Here is a 19,198-nt window from a genome sequence, read left to right on the forward strand (position 1 = left end):
TAACCTAGATTGCGTGTTAGAACCGCGACTGGTGATTAATTTCTCAATCACGATTTCAGTCTGTGCTGTTTTTCGTCATTGAGAGTAATTCTTTTCTGCTTTTATTTTGCAGCTAGAAATAAAACAATCGTGATATTACCAAAGGTAGGGCAGGGATCAACAAAAAAGCCCCTGTACGGGGCTTTTTTAAACGAAAAATTGATTTGACACAGTTTACTGTTGGTTCTCTTTCTCGGTAAATATACCGGCGAATAGCGGGGTACTTAGGTAACGTTCACCCGAGCTAGGAAGGACGGTGACAATGGTTTTACCTGCAAATTCAGGTAGTTCTGCGATGCGGTTCGCTGCGACAACGGCCGCGCCTGAAGAGATACCAGCCAAGATACCTTCTTCTTCCATTAAGCGTCGAGCCATTGCGATAGCTTCGTCAGAGGTTACGGCCTCAACGCGGTCAATCAGCTCCAAATCGAGGTTACCAGGAATAAAACCAGCACCAATGCCTTGGATTTTGTGCGGCGCCGGTTGAATTTCTTCTCCTGCTAACGCTTGAGCAATGACTGGTGACTCAGCAGGTTCAACCGCTACAGAGACAATATTTTTTCCTTTTTCGCCTTTCAGGTAGCGACTTGTACCAGTAATGGTACCGCCCGTTCCCACACCTGCAACGAACACATCGACGTCGCCATCGGTTGCATCCCAGATTTCGGGACCAGTGGTTTTTTCGTGAATTTGCGGGTTGGCTGGGTTGTTGAATTGTTGAAGAAGTAAGAATTTTTCTGGATTGCTCGCTACGATCTCTTCTGCTTTAGCAATCGCCCCTTTCATACCTTTTGCCGCTTCTGTCAACTCAAGGTTTGCACCCAGTGCTTTAAGTAATTTACGACGTTCAAGGCTCATTGACTCCGGCATGGTTAGGGTAAGCTTGTAACCACGAGCGGCGGCAACGAAAGCAAGAGCCACACCAGTATTACCACTGGTAGGTTCAACAAGTTCAATGCCAGGCTTAAGTGTACCGGCTTGCTCTGCTTCCCAAATCATGTTGGCACCGATACGACATTTTACGCTGAAGCTTGGGTTGCGGGCTTCAATCTTGGCCAGAACTTTACCATTACTGACTTTGTTTAGGCGCACAAGAGGGGTGTTACCAATGGTTTGGGAATTGTCTTCGTAAATCTTGCTCATGGTGTGATCCTTCATCTTTATTTCACTTCGGTTTGATTGAACTACCAGACCGAGTGGTATTAAGAAATAGTTGTTGATGTAGAGAGTAGGGCAGGTTCAAAAGCGAGAAAAGGATTAAATAGTTATATGATATGAAAGAGCAGCAAGCATACATCGATTCGTGAACTTACTGCTCTCAAGCCGTTGTCGCTATTTATTTATGATGATGTTTAAATTCGGCCACCCACATCGAGGTCGCGCCGCAGACCGCGACAGGCATAACAATAAGGTTCAGGATCGGAATGGTGGTAAATACCGATACCAAAGCGCCAAAACTGTACGCTTTGCCCTGTTTTTGTTTCAAATTGTAACGCATATCATTGAACGGGACTTTATGGTTATCGAACGGATAATCACAATACTGAACGGCCAAGATCCACGCGGTAAAGATAAACCACAAGAAGGGGCCTAAGGTCTGGCCAAGTGCCGGGATAAGCAGCAGTAAAAATAGACCAATGGCTTTGGGTAATACATAAACCAGCTTGCGCCATTCGCGAGCCAAAATACGAGGTGTATCTTTGATAATGGCCAACATCCCATCATCATTCACCTTTTGCTTGGTTAAATGCTCCTCGACCTTTTCCGCTAATAACCCATTCAGTGGCGCCGCTATAAAATTGGCTAGCGTACTGAAAAAATAGGAAAAAGTAGCAAGGATGGTCAATGCTAGTAGTGGCCAGAGTAGGTAACTGAGCCACGATAAAAAGTCAGGCAGTTGACCTATCAGTTGCTCAATCCAAGTATCTAAATGAGAAAACAGGTAAAATAGGGCACCACCGACTAACAGTATATTAGCGAGTAGTGGCAAAATAACGAAGCGGCGTATCCCTGGAGTGAGCGCAAGCGCTAATCCATGAAAGAAATAACCAAATCCAGAACGTTGTTGTATATAAGTATTCATAATGAGTCGATTGTTGTAAAAACGAACGCTTGGTATCTTAGCAAGAAAAAAGCGTGTTCAAAATCACAACATTAGTGGAACTTCTCACATTAAGTTGTTCTAAAACAGGGTCGAGTTTTGGTAGAGTAACTCACAGTTAGGGTTTAATCGTTTCTTTACGGCCAACTTTACATCGTGCTGTAACGAACAAATGAGAGCTAAAGATGCAGGAACTGCGATTTGTACTCATAATTGTCGGAGCCATAGCGATTGCCGCTTTGCTGTTCCACGGTTTATGGACGAGTAAGAAAGAAGGCAAGGCGAAGTTTAGTAGTAAGCCGCTTGGTAAGCTAGACGTTGATAGTAAATCGTCAGACTTGCTCTCTGAGCGCGCGTTTGCCCCGGAAGATGATTTTGAAATTATCAAGAAACAGCGTAAAGAGCCGGGTTTTGTCGCGCAAGATGAGATCATCGCTGACCCGCTTATCGATAATTATCAACAACCCACAGACTCAGATCTTTTGGCTAGTAAAGAGGAAGAGCTAGACGTTCCTTCATTCTCTACTCGGTCTATCGACGATGTTGTTGTCCCTGAGCCTGATGTTGAGCGCCAAATTGACGAGGTGCCCATTGCTGAGATTGAAGATGAGCAAGAGCCTGCGTTAGAAGTGATTGTGCTTAATGTGCATTGTGCAGGCAATGAGCCTTTTGTCGGCACTAAGCTGTTTGACAGCATGCAGCAAAATGGTTTGATCTATGGTGAAATGGATATTTTTCATCGCCATGCAGATTTATCTGGAACAGGGAAAGTGCTGTTCAGCGTGGCGAATATGATGAATCCAGGAACGTTAAAACATGACGATCCTGCGGCGTTTACCACCAAAGGCATCTCGTTCTTCATGACCGTCCCCTGTTTTGGCGATCCAGAGCAGAACTTTAAATTGATGCTAAAAACGGCGCAGCAAATTGCAGATGATTTAGGTGCCAATGTTCTTGATGATGCAAGAAACCTGATTTCGCCCAATCGTATTGATGCGTATAAAGCGCAAATACAACAGTTTAAAGCGGCGCAGAAAGCCTAAGTTATTGATAAATAGTAGAGAGGCTCCGTATGGAGCCTTTTTTGATTAAGGCGGTGTTGCGCAAGGTGGGGTGGGTGTTGATAAACCATCGATTGCCCCAAAGCTCTTCAAGACACCGTTTTTTAAAGTAGCAGAGTTCCCCTATGTCAACAGAGATCCAACAACAGCTAAACCAACTGCGAGAGACACTCCATCGCCACGGAGTGAAATATTACGTTGAAGACAGCCCGGAAATTCCAGACGCGGAATATGACCGTCTGATGCGCGAGCTTCTTGAACTCGAGTCTCAACATCCTGAACTGGCAACTTCAGACTCACCAAGCCAACGTGTCGGCGGTATGCCGTTGAGTGGTTTTGAACCTGTTACTCATGAAATTCCAATGTTGTCGCTGGATAACGCCTTTGATGATGGTGAGTTAGATAGCTTCTATAAACGTATGTGTGATCGACTGTCCACTCAAACCATCGCCAGTTTTTGCTGCGAACCGAAGCTAGATGGTTTAGCGGTAAGCTTACTTTACGAACAGGGTGTATTGGTGCAAGCCGCAACACGAGGAGATGGCGCGGTTGGTGAGAACATTACCGAAAATGTCCGCACCATCAAATCGATTCCTTTAAAACTGTACGGCTCGGGCTGGCCTGAACGGCTTGAAGTACGTGGCGAAGTGTTTATGCCGAAGGCTGGCTTTGAACAGCTTAACCAACAAGCCCTTAAAAAAGGCGACAAAGTGTTTGTTAACCCGCGCAATGCCGCAGCAGGAAGCTTACGTCAGTTAGATTCACGGATTACTGCGACAAGGCCCTTAAGTTTTTATGCTTACAGCGTTGGCGTTGTTGAAGGTACCACTCTCTCGCAAAGTCACTATGAACGTTTCTTACAACTTAAAGGGTGGGGCCTGCCTATGTGCCCAGAGACAAAGCGAGTTGCGGATATGCAGCAAGTAAAAGCTTATTATCAAGACATATTGTCTCGCCGTGACGAACTGGCTTACGAAATCGATGGTGTGGTGATTAAAGTCGATGCGATTGCACAGCAAGAGCAACTTGGTTTTGTTGCCAGAGCGCCACGCTGGGCGATTGCCTATAAATTCCCGGCTCAAGAAGAGATGACCACTCTTAATTATGTTGAGTTTCAGGTCGGACGAACTGGGGCAATCACCCCCGTGGCTAAGCTTGAACCCATTTTCGTTGGCGGGGTCACTGTCAGTAATGCCACCTTACACAATGCTGATGAAATTGAACGTTTGGGTGTGATGATTGGCGACTGTGTCGTGATTCGTCGCGCAGGTGATGTGATTCCCCAGGTCGTTTCTGTGGTTAAACAGCGTCGCCCTGACAATGCCCGAGCCATAGAATTCCCGGTAAATTGCCCAGTTTGTCACTCAGATGTTGAGCGTGTCGAAGGGGAAGCGGTTGCACGCTGTACTGGCGGATTGGTATGCCAAGCTCAACGAAAACAAGCGTTGAAGCATTTTGTGTCACGAAAGGCTCTCGACGTTGATGGCCTTGGCGATAAAGTGATTGAGCAGTTGGTCGATCGTGAAATGGTTGAAACACCGGCGGACTTATTTAAGCTGTCGGCCGGAGTATTGACTGTTCTGGATCGTATGGGGCCTAAGTCTGCGCAAAATGTGGTCGATGCTCTGAATAAGTCAAAACAGACAACATTAGCGCGGTTTTTGTATTCACTTGGTATTCGTGAAGTTGGTGAGGCTACTGCAGCAAACTTGGCCCATCATTTTAAAACCCTCGATAAGGTGATGGCTGCCAGTCATGCACAGCTCGTCGAAGTACAAGATATTGGTGCGATTGTCGCAAGTCATATTACCGCCTTTTTTGCTGAGGATAAGAATCGCAGCGTTATCGAAGCGTTATTAGAGCAAGGTGTGCACTGGCCGGATATTGAAGCGATAACCCTTGATGTTCCCCAGCCTTTAGCAGGGAAAACGGTTGTGCTTACAGGGTCGTTATCGCAATTGACTCGAAGTGATGCCAAAGCGGCCCTTGAAAGTTTAGGTGCTAAGGTAACCGGCAGTGTCTCGAAAAAAACCGATATATTGTTCGCGGGTGAAAATGCCGGTTCTAAGTTAACTAAAGCTCAAGAATTAGGTATTGAGATAAAAACAGAAGCCGACATCGTGGAACTTATCAAAAAATAACCTAATATCCTTATAATACAAGCTACCTAAAACCTCAAAATTAGTAATTTTGAGGTTTTATTTTTCCTGTAAATTAAGTTGTCGTAATAATCGTTAACCGATCCAATTAGTTTCCGTGACAACGATCTCCAATCTAAGAATTATCGCATATTAATCAGAACCTATGCGACACACTTCAATAATTCAGAACTTATTTATAATATAAGGCATTGAAATATAATGGCTTGTTTTGTTCTTATTTAGTTCCTGATAAAAAGTAGATCTTGGTCACTTACTTGACAAAAATTTGTAGTGGCTCATATTTTTTTACTTAGAAATTAAGTTCTCATTGATGTTTTCCGATGCGAAGTTAGTCTTACACACATGGATACACAAGGTGTATGCAGGAAATAGAAAATCAGCGGTTAATGATTCATTGGCGATTTTCTACACAAGAAATGATTTCTCCCTTCGGCGGCCAACTTAAGGTGAGAAAACAAAAAACAGCTATATCCACTTTTTAGGAGTTTTCCATGGACAAAATGTTTAAACGTACGCTTTTAGGTGCGGCAGTTGCACTCGCATCAACCAGTGCTTTTGCAAATGCTGAATCATCACAAGTCGGTGTTATTTCAGATTTTAATGTACAAGCTTATGGTGTAGCGGCAATCAGTGCGTACACTGAAAAAGATCAGAAAGGCTACCAGTGGGACAACGAGTCTCGTATCGGTTTCCGAGCAAGTAAAGATTTCTCAGACAATGTGAATATCTTTATGCAAATTGAATCAGGTTGGGTTGGTGTTGGTGAAGACGGAAAAGGTGCTACGCTGGGTAATCGCGATACTTTCTTAGGTTTACGTGGCGACTGGGGTACGCTTCGCGCTGGTCGTATGCTAACTCCTATGTATGAGCTTGTAGACTGGCCATATTCGAACCCAGGCCTCGGTCGAATTTGGGATTCTGCATGGGCAGCTGACGTCGCTTACCATCGCGATCGCCAGGGTAACCAACTTCGTTACGACTCTGCCCAGCTTGGTAACTTTAACTACAGCCTCTCTACTGGTGTGGGTGACACGGGGGTTGACAATAACTTCTTCTACGGCGCGAAAGCATCTTTAAAAGCGGGTGATATGTTCACTTTCCACGCGGCAGTCGAAACTGAGAAAAACCGCCAGAAGAAAGAGGCAGTAGCTGAAGCATGGGAAATTTGTACTGATGCCTCTGGTTGTGGTGCTGGCATCGCGCAGGGTGATAATTATGAAAAAGCCGGCACTGCAGCTGAAATGGTCGACACACTAGGTTACTTGATTGGTTTTGAAGCATCTCTTCCGGGTGGTTTTGGACTTTCCGCTGCGTATAAAGCAGGATCAAGTGATGTTCAAGGTGGAGCGAAATCTGAGCAAGGTTCATACTCTGTAATCGGTCAATACTGGAATGGACCTTGGGGCTTCAAACTTGGCTATGCAGCTAACCTCGATTATGAATTAGATGGCGCTGAGCAAAAAAATACTGCAGATAACGTAGTATCTGGTCAGTTAATGTATGTTAAGGATGGTTTTGTTCCTTATCTCCGAGTAGGTTCTTTCACTAAGAATGATGGTGACTCAACGCCGTTCGTTCGTTTAGGACTAGAATACGGGTTCTAAAATAAATTTATATCTTACTTTAAAGTTACGCCGGTCTTTTTGGCCGGCGTTTGCTATAGCTAATCGTTACATCCCTCTATGTTGAGTGATTCGAATCAATAATGGTTTTTACCCAGGTAGTTTGCATGAAAAAAATAATATTAATGAGTATATCCCTCGTTATTACGGGCTGCTCTACGTTGGATGTGGATGATGACTTTTCTGATTCTGTTAGTCAGATCGAAAGTAAACAAAACTACCAAGTAGTGACGGGAAAAACACTGACACCTGAAATAATCAATATTAAAGGAGGTCAACTTGTTAAATCTACATTGGAGTTTAATTATGTGGTGTCCAATTTAAAACAAGGCGTACCTGATTCTTATATTACAATGGAGCTACAGTACTTCAAGAACTACAACCAATTTCATTCAGTCGTTTTTAGTCAGAATGGCTCAACTGAGAAGATAAATACCTACGCAGCAGCAACAGAAACCTGTGGTGATATCTGCACTACCACTCAATATATTAAGTTTCCAGTTGATGAGGCGCTGTTTTTAGATATGCCTGATCAAGACCTTCACTTCGATGTTGCTGCATCGAAAAACTCGTTATTTAGCTTCTCTGTGCCAGCAGGATATATTAAGGCGCTTGTTGAAAGTGGAAATAACAGTGTTGCTGGGCAAAAACAGTCAGTCAATGTTGCGCCAGAAGCGAAAGCAGTGCCAGCATCGCAGCAATCTAAAGTCTTTGAAATGTCACAATACTGGTATGAACAATTAGCAAAGTCTGAGCAAGACAGTGCTATTAATTGGGCTATTACGAATCGTAATCAATGGTTAGACGAGCCACTTAGCGCGTCAAAAGAAGCGGAAATGTTTAGTTATTGGTATAAAAAAGCCAGTGTCGATGAGAGAAAAGAGATCATTAAACAATTATTAGAGTTATAGAATAACAAAGGAGCCAAAGGCTCCTTTGTTATTAATGGTTAAAGAGAAACTGAGGTTTCTAACAAGCTTTAGCTCTAATGGTTAAGATGATTCCATCTACGTCGATGATTTCCACCATAGTGTTTGCTGCAATAGCCTTATCTGAGCGCGCAGTCCAAGTCGAATCAGCAAACTTTATTCGTCCTTTACCTGCGGGGAAGTCTTCATCTAAACGAATGGTCTGTCCGATTAGCTGTTGCTGCTTTTGATTGAGCGTTCTTGCTGCATCATCTTGTGTGTCTGACTTCAGTTGTCTGCGCCACCACAACCAAGTGGTGGCAAGAGAGAACACCCCAAAAGCGACCCACTGAAGCTGCCAGCTGATGGGTAAGATGCTTAACAAAGCACCCACCACGATCGCGGATAGCCCCAGCCAAAGAAAATAGCCTGCCGTGCCGAGTAGCTCACAAGCCAGTAAAGCCAAACCGAAAGCAAGCCAATGCCAGTAATTAATACTTTCCATCAACTCAATCATGAACGCCTCTACTTATTTTGTTGTGAATGTTTAAACATTTCAGCCACGCCTGCGATCGAGCCCATTAGGCCTGTCGCTTCCAGTGGTAACATAACGATCTTGCTATTTTCTGCCTGACCAATACTTTTTAGTGCATCAGTATAGCCTTGAGCGATAAAGTAATTGACCGCCTGCATATCTCCTTTAGCGATCGCTTCAGATACCATGGTCGTTGCTCGTGCCTCAGCTTCTGCGGCGCGCTCACGTGCTTCTGCTTGAAGTATAGCGGCTTGTTTATCTCCCTCCGCTTTTAAAATCTCCGATTGCTTATGCCCTTCAGCACGTAAGATTTCAGCTTGTCTAACGCCTTCGGCTTCAAGAACTTCTGCACGTTTATTTCGTTCCGCCTTCATTTGAGCGTTCATTGCTGCGGTAAGATCCGCAGGAGGCTGAACATCTTTAATCTCAATACGGGTGACTTTAACGCCCCAAGGGTTCGTCGCTTCATCAACAATAGACAGCAGTTTGACGTTGATCATATCGCGCTGACTGAGCATCTCATCGAGTTCCATTGAGCCGAGAACAGTACGAATGTTGGTCAGAGTAAGATTGCGAATCGCGTGCTCTAGATCGTTGACTTCATAGGCGGCTTTGGCTGCATTAATTACTTGAACAAAACACACCGCATCAATGGTTACATTCGCATTGTCTTTGCTGATCACTTCTTGGGCAGGGATATCCATGACACGCTCCATCATGCTGATTTTATGACCAATGCGATCAATGAACGGAATAATTAAGTTAAGTCCCGGCTGAAGGGTATGAGTATAACGACCAAAACGCTCGACAGTCCAAGTACTGCCTTGTGGGACGGTTTTTACCGCAGCAATAATCACTGCCATAATAGCAATAATAAAAATGCCAATAGTAATCAATGAATCAATAGCCATCTGTGAGTTCCTTTATGATGATAGTGATTCGATTGTTGCTTAATTCATTCTCACAAACAATGGTAGAAATGAGACTCCGACTCTGTTTTAGATATAAATAAAGCCGGCACTGCCGGCTTTAACTCATTTATTTAGGGTTACCTAATATAATATTGAGTACAGTTGGCGGCGATATTTACCCGCGGTAGGGTTACCTTGTCCTAGCGCAGCTAAAATATCCATAAACAATTTTTTGATCTCACCATCTAGCGCATTTAAGTCACTGCGTAGTGAGCGCCATAGTAGCTCGAGAGCATCTTCATCACGATTGACTTGATGATAGCTCAGCGCCAATTCGTGCACTCGTTTTAAGTTGGTTGGCTGTTGCTGTAATGCCTGTTCTAGCGATTGAATTTCAGGGCTGTTAGCTGCTTGATCGTGTAGTTCGAGTTTAGCCGCTAGCCCTTTGTAATAATTGTCCTGATACTCCAAAGGAATATGAGTGAGCAATGCTCTTGCTTGGTCAAAGTCTTGTGTCTCGAGATAACAATCGGCCAGTGCAAGCTTTACTTGCGCTTTCTGGTGCCATTCAGGATCCAAGCTTTCGAGTAGCGCCAGTGCTTGGGTATGCTGCCCTGTTTGAATCAATTCAAGCGCTTGCTTAACGTGTTGTTCACCTTGATTTGGTAGATGCTTATTTAACATCTCTTGGATTGCGCCGAGAGTTTGTGGGCCACCTAAACCATCAACTGGTTGACCATTTACAAACAATGCAATCGTCGGTAGAGCTTGCACACCAAACTGGCTAGCAATCACTTGTTCTTGTTCGCAATTTAACAAGGCTAGAGTGAAGGCGCCGTTGTATTGCTGGGCTAGCATTTGCAGTTCAGGAATCACCTGAGTACTCTCTTCACTCATTGGTGCCCAAAAGTGAATCAGTACCGGGGTTTGCATCGAGCCTTCAAGGACTTGACGGAAGTTTTGTTCGTTTAGTTCAACGATGTATGGTGATTGCATGTAACCTTTCCTCGTGACGCGGTATTTGGTATTTGCTTTAGAGATATGGGCGAAAGGGGACAAGTTCAAGTTAGTGGTTTGAATTAACAGACATCAAACGCCCTTATCGATGCTTCAACGATAAGGGCGTTTCATGTTGCAATAAGCGAAGGTGTTTATAGAACGATAAATAAGGTTAGCGCAACACCCACACTCAGCCAGTTTAACTGGTTTAGGGTCATATTATTATTCCGAATGTAGCGCATTAATTGTTAGAGCTTGGCTCTGATTGTTAATTTAGCGTCTCATTGTTACGAAATAATGACATACCTATCTGTTTTTATGCGGCTCTACTCAATATTTTATCGAATGCTGAGGTGGGTAAAAGACGCTTGAGTAACGCGATAACGTGGTAGCCGCGCTGTTGGAGTGCATGGGCGCAGGTGTAGCCGATGCCTGTCGAACAGCCCGTGATCAGTATCTGTTTTTCATATCTATTTAATCAGTCGGCGTGAGGCCCACCTTAGGTTATTAATCGTGATGTTGTAATAAGTTGTTCAACGCAGGTTCAATACGTGAGTAGCTAAAGCGAAAACCTAACTCTGTCAACTTCTTCGGTTTAGCTCGTATGCTATCAAATAACAAAACAGAGCTTTCACCCATTAACAATTGCATTCCCCACTTGGGCGTGAAAAGTAAATGGGGCCGTTTAAGCGCTTTAGCTAACGTCTGACTAAATTCTTTATTGGTGACTGGGTGTGGGGCGCACAAATTAAACTCCCCCAGGGCGTGTGGAGTCTCAAGTAAATAGACAATCGCTCTAACCATATCCAGCATATGAATCCAAGGCATATATTGGCGTCCGCTGCCTAATGGGCCACCAACTCCTAATTTATAAGGGGGGAGCATTTTCTTCAGAGCACCACCTTCAGGAGCCATTACAACACCTGTGCGCAATAAGCACACGCGAGTCATATCGGAGCGAGCACGGCTAGCGATCTGTTCCCATTTTGCACAAACTTGATGGGGGAATCCGTTGTTCTCAGTGACACGAAGTGTTTCATCAAAAGGGTGTTGTTGTTGATCGCCATAAAAACCAACGGCGGAGCCACTGATAAAGACATTCGGTGGGTTGGTGCTAGCGTGGATGAGTTCGACTAATTTTTCAGTTAATCGCCACCGACTGTCACAGATGATCTTTTTCTGTTTTTTTGTCCAACGCTTATCGGCGATCGGCTCGCCAGCTAAGTTAATCACGCCATCAAAGTCATTGAGGTGCTGCAGGCTATCTAAATCATTAATATAGGTAACATTCCCCATATCGGTATGATTGAGTGCCTGTTGCGCTGCTTTTGTGTTACGTGTGAGCAGCACGATCTCGTGTGTTGTTAAATGCTTTAACAGTTCGCGCCCAATAAATCCCGAACCACCAGTCAGCAATAGCTTCATTTTACATCCTTAATCTTAGCCACTTTTTGTAAGCGAGAGTCTAACCATAGTCAACTATTGTTACTAATTATAGCGACTTAGAATAAAAAGTGGTCATATGTAGCAATATCACAAAATTAACATTTTGTTACGCTTATCTTCATCTACGCTGCTGAAATCACATCGCTATTAACGGCATGATGGAAGGTGACTAATCGGACGGCCCTGGGTAAAATCATCCCGCTATTGATTAAGTGATTAAGGGGATGATGTCGTGAAACTGTTTTTTGCCTCAGACTTGCATGGCAGTTTACCTGCCACAGAAAAAGTTCTGGCTAAATATCAACAATCGGGAGCTGAGCATTTTATTTTACTCGGCGATACGTTAAACCATGGGCCGCGGAATCCGGTTCCTGAAGGGTATAATCCGCCTGCAGTGAGCGAATTACTCAACCGCTATGCTGAGGATATTATTGCGGTGCGAGGGAACTGCGATAGTGAGGTGGATCAAATGTTGCTGTCGTTTCCTATGATGATGGATTATGCGTGGGTATTATTGGCAAGTGGTCAGCGTTTGTTTCTTACTCATGGACACCTTTATAATGGCACAAAAAGGCCATCACTTCGCCCAGGAGATATTATTGCTCATGGCCACACTCACATTCCTGTGGCGCACAAAGACGGAGAGCAGATTATTTTTAACCCCGGTTCGGTGACGTTTCCACGTGATGGTTACGCACCTAGTTATGGCGTGTTGGGAGATAATCAGCTAAAGGTTCTGACCTTTGATGATGAGATAATCGTTCAAATTTTTCTCTAACCAACAGTGAATAAGCAAAGCCAGTGATCCTCTGCCTATCGCTAAATCTGATTATCGTTACTTGCGGTCGGAATGACCAAGATCTCGCTCAGGATCAATCTGATCGCGGACGCGCTGTTTGAGCACTTTGGCCTCTGGAAATCCACCATCCTGCTTGCGTTCCCATATCTGTTGCCCATTACAGAAAATTTCAAAGCGGCCGCCAGTATCGGGGTGGAGCGATAGCGTTTCAATCTCTTCACTAAAGGTGTGCAGTAGTTCTTGCGCAAGCCAAGCTGAACGTAACATCCAATTGCATTGGCGACAGTAGTAAATATCAATGATAGCCTTATTCATATGAGTCCTATTAAAAATAAGCATTTATCTGAATTCAAGTCTGAGCAGTTCGAAACAGGATTTAATTGATGGTGAGTGTAGGTCGTTAGGTAGGTACTTAGACAGTTATCAGATATTGAGGCAAAAGGGGACTTGTAATATGTGAGCCTAACAGTAGCCAAGAGCGTGTATCCAATCCATTTGACCTGAAATAAAAAAGGGGCATTATGCCCCTTTGAGTGAGATTAATTACTAAAAAGTACCGTAGAACCGTAACTTAAGCTAGTTAACAGTAAGGTTTTTTCATGGATAATATCAATGCGGCGACTCTGCTGGGCATCCATCTTGAAAATTTGCGTGATGAGAGCTAACTGTGCAGGAGTGAAGTCCTTGTTCTGCGCTGAGGAGACCTCTTTAAACTCTGTTGGTGAGATCAACAAGTAATTGTCACTGATATCCCATTCACCTGTTTCTGAAATATTGATGACGCTTTCGGTTGTGCCATTTTCTGGGTAAAGCCGTACGTTCGATACACGAATGTAGGTGTTGTTGGGCAAATATTTCACATTCGTCATGACGTTGACTTTGCGCAATGGACCCGCAGATTTTCCTTGTAAAGGTTCGGCAATGACGGTAACCATGTTTGATTGCCATTCTTTAGAGGTGAGTATTTGCTCAAGTTTTAAGTCGCCGCCCCAGTATAGCCAACTACTAAAAAGTGCAGAGACAATCAGTAAGATGATAGCGAATTTCTGATTCATAGTGGTTTCCTAGTTGCAGACTTTACCCAGGTTTTGTTGCTCGGTAACGATGCGTAACGTAATGTTTTCTCCAGAGTTTGTTGGAGAGTGAATATAGTTAAGAATGAGTTGGTTATTTTGCCCACCCGTTGCAATCACTTCTATTGGGGTAAGCGCACCTTGATGATTTTTATTGTATTGCTTAATGCATTGTTCGATCGATGGGTACCACTGAGTGAGATCAGGATGATTGAGTGGTGTTTTAACGGGAGTATTATCATAAATACCGATGTCACGGAATTTTGACTCGGCTGGGTTGGTTAACAGAACCACGCAAATAGGCAGGAAAATAGCCACAATCAGCATTACTTTGGTTAATAACGCCATGGTAGGTTTCTTCGGTGAAGGTACTGACACTGGTCTTTGCTCTGGTGCTGCTGGTGGCACTTTAACCGCGCTCTCTTTACTCACTACTGTCATGTCATGAGCAGCATCGTCACTCGGTGTCATGTCTTCCGCTTTATTGTCCCCACTCATTAATGGCGTAACACGATCGACAGTACAAATGAGTTGGTAACCGCGTTTTGGTACGGTTTTGATGTACATTGGGGATTTAGTTGAATCGTTAAGTAGTTTACGTAGCGTAGAGATAGCTTGAGTGAGGCTTGAATCGTCAACTTCAAACCCCTGCCGGCGCCAAACAAAGTCGTGCAGGTCGTTGCGTGAAACTATTTCACTCGGTTTTTCACACATTAGTAGCAGAATACGGCTTTCGTTACTTCCTAGACGGATAAGCTCGTTATTGCTCTCTTTATCCATAAGAGAGTTGGTGTTGGGATCAAAGGTAAATCTGTTTGCAAGATTAAATTTAGTACCTATGTTACTCATCAATCTATAGCCATTTTATTAAAAGTTTCAGGGGAGCAAGCTACTCGAAAGCTCAGTTTATTGCCGTTAAACAGCTAGTTTATGTTTTTTTGATTTTTAAGGTGTCAAGAATAGTCAAAATAAAAATAAAAAAACACTGTTTTTATCTTTGTTGACCTTGAATTTACATTTGTCACCCTCATGTTAATGTACGGATTAGAGTCAATAGCAAATTAGAGTAATTAACTTATTGGCTTGATATGTAAAGTACTTATGGAGTTATCATGAGCGAAACCGTTACCCACAATAAAGAAACTCGTGGCTTTCAGTCTGAAGTTAAGCAATTACTTCATTTAATGATTCACTCTCTTTACTCAAATAAAGAGATCTTCCTGCGCGAGCTGATTTCTAATGCGTCTGACGCTTCTGACAAACTGCGCTTCCAAGCGTTGTCTAATCCTGACCTCTATCAAGGTGATGCTGAACTTGGCGTTAAACTTGCCTTCGACGAAACGGCAAATACACTGACCATTTCTGATAATGGTATTGGTATGAGTCGTGATGATGTGATTGAACATTTAGGGACAATCGCAAAATCAGGCACCGCTGAATTTTTCTCGAAATTGTCAGATGAGCAATCAAAAGACTCGCAACTGATTGGTCAATTTGGCGTTGGTTTCTACTCAGCATTCATTGTTGCTGATGCGGTAACGGTGCGTACTCGCGCAGCGGGCTTGCCAGCGGATCAAGCGGTACAATGGCATTCTGCCGGTGAAGGTGAGTACACGATTGAAGACATCAATAAAGAGTCGCGTGGCACGGACATTATTCTTCACATGCGCGAAGACGGCAAAGAATTCCTTAACGAGTGGCGTCTGCGTGAAGTGATCAGTAAATACTCAGATCATATCGGAATTCCTGTTGCTATTCAGACCGCAGAGCGCGATGAAGAAGGCAACGAAACGGGTGAGAAAAAGTGGGAGCAAATTAATAAGGCTCAAGCGCTTTGGACTCGTAACAAAGCAGATATCTCAGACGAAGAGTATCAAGAGTTTTATAAACACGTGTCACACGATTTTGCAGATCCACTGGTGTGGAGTCATAACCGCGTTGAAGGTAAGAACGATTACACTAGTCTGCTTTACATCCCAGCGAAAGCACCATGGGATATGATGAACCGCGATCATAAATCAGGTTTGAAGCTTTATGTACAGCGCGTGTTTATCATGGATGATGCCGAGCAATTTATGCCGTCATATCTACGTTTTGTTCGTGGCTTGATTGACTCTAACGATCTACCGCTTAACGTATCACGTGAAATCCTGCAAGATAACAAAGTGACTCAGTCGCTACGTAATGCATGTACCAAACGCGTGCTGACCATGCTGGAACGAATCGCCAAGAATGATGAAGACAAATACCAATCATTCTGGAAAGAGTTTGGCTTGGTGTTGAAAGAAGGCCCTGCTGAAGACATGAGCAATAAAGAGAAAATTGCTAGTCTACTGCGCTTTGCATCAACAGAAGTTGATTCAGCAGATCAAACGGTGAGCCTTGCTTCGTATGTTGAACGTATGAAAGAAGGTCAAGATAAGATCTACTACCTCACGGCTGACAGCTATGCAGCGGCAAAAAATAGCCCTCACTTAGAGCAATTTAAAGCCAAAGGCATCGAAGTTATTTTGATGTTTGATCGCATTGATGAGTGGTTGATGAATTACCTCACTGAGTTCGATGGTAAGTCGTTCCAATCGATTACTAAAGCGGGTCTTGATCTGAGCAAGTTTGAAGATGCAGCTGAGCAAGAAAAACGCAAAGAGACAGAAGAAGAATTCAAGTCAGTTGTTGAGCGCACTAAAACCTATCTAGGTGACCGTGTTAAAGAGGTGCGTACAACCTTCAAGCTTGCGACAACCCCTGCAGTAGTAGTAACTGACGATTTCGAAATGGGCACACAAATGGCCAAGCTACTTGAAGCGGCAGGTCAAGCCGCACCAGAGGTGAAGTACATTTTCGAAATTAACCCGGAGCACCAATTGGTTAAGCGTATGGCGGACGAAGCGGACGAGGAAGCTTTTGGTCGTTGGGTTGAAGTGTTACTCGGCCAAGCAATGTTAGCTGAACGTGGTTCGATGGAAGATCCGTCTCAGTTCCTTGGCGCCATCAATACCCTTTTGACTAAGGGCTAATAACCTAAAAGACTCAAAAAGCTCGCATCTTGCGAGCTTTTTGGTTTAATTGCATTAATTGTGAATGAAACCCCGCGATGTTGCAGATGATAGTGAGTGTTTAAGCATTCTTTAGTCGTAATTCGCTCTCGGTCTTCAATTTGTATGGTAGAATGCAATCTTGAAACGAAACGATCAGGCGTGTAATGTGCACGCCTGTTTTATTGTTAACCGAAAATAATTATACCGAAACTTACCGTGAGCCGCGTTAAAGCCACGGCCTGACATAGTGAGCTTCGGTATAAAACATCATTATCTTAAGAGGATTCAACATGCGCATCATTCTTCTAGGTGCTCCAGGTGCAGGTAAAGGCACACAAGCTCAATTCATCATGGAGAAATACGGTATTCCACAAATCTCTACCGGTGACATGCTACGTGCGGCTATCAAAGCAGGTACAGAACTTGGCAAAAAAGCAAAATCTGTTATCGACGCTGGTCAACTAGTTTCGGATGAAATTATCCTTGGCCTGATCAAAGAACGCATTGCTCAAGATGACTGTGAAAAAGGTTTTTTACTTGATGGCTTCCCTCGTACGATCCCACAGGCTGATGGTCTGAAAGAGATGGGTGTCGAAGTAGACTACGTGATCGAATTTGACGTTGCTGATGACGTTATTGTTGAGCGTATGGCTGGTCGTCGTGCTCACCTACCTTCAGGTCGTACTTACCATGTTGTGTTCAATCCGCCAAAAGTGGAAGGCAAAGATGACGTAACTGGTGAAGACTTAGTTGTCCGTGATGACGACAAAGAAGAAACCGTACGTGCTCGTCTTGGTGTTTACCACGAACAAACCGCACCGCTAATTAATTACTACGGTAAAGAAGCACAAGCGGGTAACACTCAGTACCTTAAGTTTGATGGTACTAAGCAAGTGACTGAAGTTAGTGCAGATATCGAGAAAGCACTGGCATAATTCGCTAAGCGTGAACTTGGAAAATTTGTTATAGTAAAAGCGACCTGCATAGGTCGCTTTTTTATTGCTGTACGTTGATCGATAAGACTCTTCGTTACGTAACCACTCATTTCTGTGTTGATAGGAAGCTATGCAAAATCATAAAAAACAAGGTGTGTTATTAGTGAATTTGGGCACACCGGATGAAGCGACAGCCCCTGCAGTCAAGCGTTTCTTAAGCCAGTTTCTCCATGATAAGCGTGTTGTGGATATGACTCGCTGGTTATGGTGCCCGATTTTACATGGTGTGATTTTGCCCATTCGTGCGCCAAAAGTGGCGAAGCTCTATCAAAGTGTATGGATGGAAGAAGGCTCGCCTCTAATGGTCTACTCGAAGAGACAGGCGAATAAGCTTGCTCGCAAGATCGAGCTTCCTGTTGAAGTGGGGATGACTTACGGCAATCCAAGTTTGCAATCTGGTCTTGAAGCCTTGTTATTACAAGGGGTAGAAGATGTCATCGTACTGCCCTTATACCCGCAATATTCAGGAACGACGAGCGCAGCAGTCTCTGATGGCCTGACTAAAGCGTTTAAAAATATGCCTGTCATGCCTGGCTATCGGTTTGTCCGAGATTACTACCAACACCCCATGTACATCAAAGCACTTGCTCAAAGTGTCAGACGCTCTTGGGAAAAGAACGGTAAAGGCGATTACCTACTGTGTTCTTATCATGGTATTCCTAAACGTTATGCTGATAATGGTGATGTGTATCCGCAGCATTGTGATCGTACAACGACATTATTGGCGCGAGAGCTTGAATTGGCTCCCAACCAAATTGGTATGACTTACCAGTCGCGTTTTGGACGTGAAGAGTGGTTACAACCTTATACCGACAAAACGCTAGAGACATTACCAGATAAAGGTATTAAGAATCTCGATATTATCGCTCCTGCTTTTTCCGTTGATTGTTTGGAAACTCTCGAAGAAATTTCCGATCAATGCCGTGAGATCTTTATGGAAAAAGGGGGGGAGAAATTTACTTATATCCCGTGTTTAAATGATGATGAGCTGCATATTGAGATGATGGCGGAGCTGGTCAAACCTTAAGTTAAAACCCAGTGTAAACTGGGTTTAATGCGATCATTTTGCTTTATAATGGCGGTATTCAAACATTTGGCCTTGCTGATTAAAGGCATAAACCGAGTACTCGTCTTGCTTATCACCATATTCCATTCCAGGTGAACCCATCGGCATTCCTGGTACAGCCAAACCTTGCGCATTACGGGGCGGATTGGCTAAAAAGGCTTTGATGTCTTGTGCTGGAACGTGACCTTCGAACACGTAACCATCGATCTCTGCAGTGTGGCATGAGGCGAGCTCTGGTGTGATACCAAGCTTTTGTTTAATCGGATTCATGTTGTCATGCAGCTTTTCTTCAACGTTGAAGCCAGCCTCTTGCATATGCTTGGTCCAATCGCTGCAACAACCGCAGTATGGTGATTTATGGTTGAGTACATCAGTTGCCATCGCTTGGCCAGATAGCACAGCGAGTGCTGCCAAAGCAAAAAGTTTTTTATTCATATAGTCAT

The 19,198-nt window shown here is 43.9% G+C and carries 18 protein-coding genes and 1 pseudogene; 8 read left to right on the forward strand and 11 right to left on the reverse strand.

Translation table 11 applies throughout. The annotated features are described in order from the left end of the window. Positions 1 to 213 precede the first annotated feature (213 nt). On the reverse strand, positions 214 to 1,182 hold the full coding sequence (cysK, locus tag CDZ87_RS11790; protein ID WP_100753730.1) for a cysteine synthase A: 969 nt from the start codon (positions 1,180 to 1,182) through the stop codon (positions 214 to 216). A gap of 193 nt (positions 1,183 to 1,375) precedes the next feature. After that, positions 1,376 to 2,122 carry a sulfate transporter CysZ gene (cysZ, locus tag CDZ87_RS11795; RefSeq protein WP_100753731.1) on the reverse strand — a complete coding sequence of 249 codons (747 nt, stop codon included), beginning with the start codon at positions 2,120 to 2,122 and terminating at the stop codon, positions 1,376 to 1,378. Positions 2,123 to 2,325: 203 nt separating this feature from the next. Here cysZ and zipA point away from each other — a divergent pair, with 203 nt between their 5' ends. From zipA to CDZ87_RS11815, 4 genes are all read left to right on the forward strand, one after another. Next, positions 2,326 to 3,183 (forward strand): cell division protein ZipA, encoded by an 858-nt coding sequence (gene zipA / locus CDZ87_RS11800; RefSeq protein ID WP_100753732.1) that lies wholly within the window; start codon positions 2,326 to 2,328, stop codon positions 3,181 to 3,183. Between the two features lie 143 nt (positions 3,184 to 3,326). Further along, on the forward strand, positions 3,327 to 5,342 hold the full coding sequence (ligA, locus tag CDZ87_RS11805; protein ID WP_100753733.1) for an NAD-dependent DNA ligase LigA: 2,016 nt from the start codon (positions 3,327 to 3,329) through the stop codon (positions 5,340 to 5,342). A gap of 512 nt (positions 5,343 to 5,854) precedes the next feature. Next, entirely contained in the window at positions 5,855 to 6,967 is a 1,113-nt protein-coding gene (locus CDZ87_RS11810) for a porin (RefSeq protein ID WP_100753734.1), read from the forward strand. A 125-nt stretch (positions 6,968 to 7,092) separates the two neighbouring features. After that, the gene (locus CDZ87_RS11815; RefSeq protein WP_100753735.1) at positions 7,093 to 7,896 is read left to right on the forward strand and encodes a DUF2057 domain-containing protein; all 804 of its coding nucleotides are present in this window, start codon (positions 7,093 to 7,095) and stop codon (positions 7,894 to 7,896) included. 58 nt (positions 7,897 to 7,954) lie between these two features. Here CDZ87_RS11815 and CDZ87_RS11820 read toward each other — a convergent pair whose 3' ends face one another. The 5 genes and pseudogenes from CDZ87_RS11820 to CDZ87_RS11845 all read right to left on the reverse strand — a co-directional run bounded on the left by CDZ87_RS11820 (position 7,955) and on the right by CDZ87_RS11845 (position 11,763). Continuing rightward, positions 7,955 to 8,410: an NfeD family protein gene (locus CDZ87_RS11820; RefSeq protein WP_100753736.1), complete on the reverse strand. Its 456-nt coding sequence runs from the start codon at positions 8,408 to 8,410 to the stop codon at positions 7,955 to 7,957. A gap of 8 nt (positions 8,411 to 8,418) precedes the next feature. Further along, a complete protein-coding gene (locus CDZ87_RS11825; RefSeq protein ID WP_100753737.1) occupies positions 8,419 to 9,339 on the reverse strand; it encodes an SPFH domain-containing protein in 921 nt (306 codons plus the stop codon). A 141-nt stretch (positions 9,340 to 9,480) separates the two neighbouring features. Next, positions 9,481 to 10,335, reverse strand: a complete 855-nt coding sequence (locus CDZ87_RS11830) for a thioredoxin family protein (RefSeq protein ID WP_100753738.1) — start codon at positions 10,333 to 10,335, stop codon at positions 9,481 to 9,483. A 379-nt stretch (positions 10,336 to 10,714) separates the two neighbouring features. Next, positions 10,715 to 10,795, reverse strand: a pseudogene (locus CDZ87_RS11840) (short-chain dehydrogenase); the annotation flags it as partial. A 50-nt stretch (positions 10,796 to 10,845) separates the two neighbouring features. Beyond that, a complete protein-coding gene (locus tag CDZ87_RS11845; RefSeq protein WP_100753739.1) occupies positions 10,846 to 11,763 on the reverse strand; it encodes a TIGR01777 family oxidoreductase in 918 nt (305 codons plus the stop codon). 253 nt (positions 11,764 to 12,016) lie between these two features. Between CDZ87_RS11845 and yfcE the strand changes: the two genes are divergently transcribed. Beyond that, positions 12,017 to 12,562: a phosphodiesterase gene (yfcE, locus tag CDZ87_RS11850; protein WP_100753740.1), complete on the forward strand. Its 546-nt coding sequence runs from the start codon at positions 12,017 to 12,019 to the stop codon at positions 12,560 to 12,562. A gap of 57 nt (positions 12,563 to 12,619) precedes the next feature. On the opposite strand, the gene CDZ87_RS11855 is transcribed toward yfcE, so the two are convergent. The 3 genes from CDZ87_RS11855 to CDZ87_RS11865 form a co-directional block, all read right to left on the reverse strand. Then, entirely contained in the window at positions 12,620 to 12,898 is a 279-nt protein-coding gene (locus CDZ87_RS11855) for an Rdx family protein (protein ID WP_100753741.1), read from the reverse strand. A 224-nt stretch (positions 12,899 to 13,122) separates the two neighbouring features. Then, entirely contained in the window at positions 13,123 to 13,638 is a 516-nt protein-coding gene (locus CDZ87_RS11860) for a regulatory protein ToxS (protein ID WP_100753742.1), read from the reverse strand. 9 nt (positions 13,639 to 13,647) lie between these two features. Beyond that, positions 13,648 to 14,505: a winged helix-turn-helix domain-containing protein gene (locus CDZ87_RS11865; RefSeq protein ID WP_100753743.1), complete on the reverse strand. Its 858-nt coding sequence runs from the start codon at positions 14,503 to 14,505 to the stop codon at positions 13,648 to 13,650. Positions 14,506 to 14,768: 263 nt separating this feature from the next. Between CDZ87_RS11865 and htpG the strand changes: the two genes are divergently transcribed. The 3 genes from htpG to hemH all read left to right on the forward strand — a co-directional run bounded on the left by htpG (position 14,769) and on the right by hemH (position 18,716). Then, positions 14,769 to 16,673 carry a molecular chaperone HtpG gene (gene htpG, locus CDZ87_RS11870; RefSeq protein WP_100753744.1) on the forward strand — a complete coding sequence of 635 codons (1,905 nt, stop codon included), beginning with the start codon at positions 14,769 to 14,771 and terminating at the stop codon, positions 16,671 to 16,673. A 311-nt stretch (positions 16,674 to 16,984) separates the two neighbouring features. Next, a complete protein-coding gene (adk, locus tag CDZ87_RS11875) occupies positions 16,985 to 17,629 on the forward strand; it encodes an adenylate kinase (RefSeq protein WP_100753745.1) in 645 nt (214 codons plus the stop codon). Positions 17,630 to 17,759: 130 nt separating this feature from the next. Continuing rightward, positions 17,760 to 18,716, forward strand: a complete 957-nt coding sequence (gene hemH / locus CDZ87_RS11880) for a ferrochelatase (protein ID WP_100753746.1) — start codon at positions 17,760 to 17,762, stop codon at positions 18,714 to 18,716. A gap of 33 nt (positions 18,717 to 18,749) precedes the next feature. On the opposite strand, the gene CDZ87_RS11885 is transcribed toward hemH, so the two are convergent. Next, on the reverse strand, positions 18,750 to 19,190 hold the full coding sequence (locus tag CDZ87_RS11885; RefSeq protein ID WP_100753747.1) for a DUF411 domain-containing protein: 441 nt from the start codon (positions 19,188 to 19,190) through the stop codon (positions 18,750 to 18,752). Between the last annotated feature and the right edge of the window lie 8 nt (positions 19,191 to 19,198).

Source organism: Vibrio salilacus (assembly GCF_002811245.1).
In the GTDB taxonomy this organism is placed as follows: domain Bacteria; phylum Pseudomonadota; class Gammaproteobacteria; order Enterobacterales; family Vibrionaceae; genus Vibrio; species Vibrio salilacus.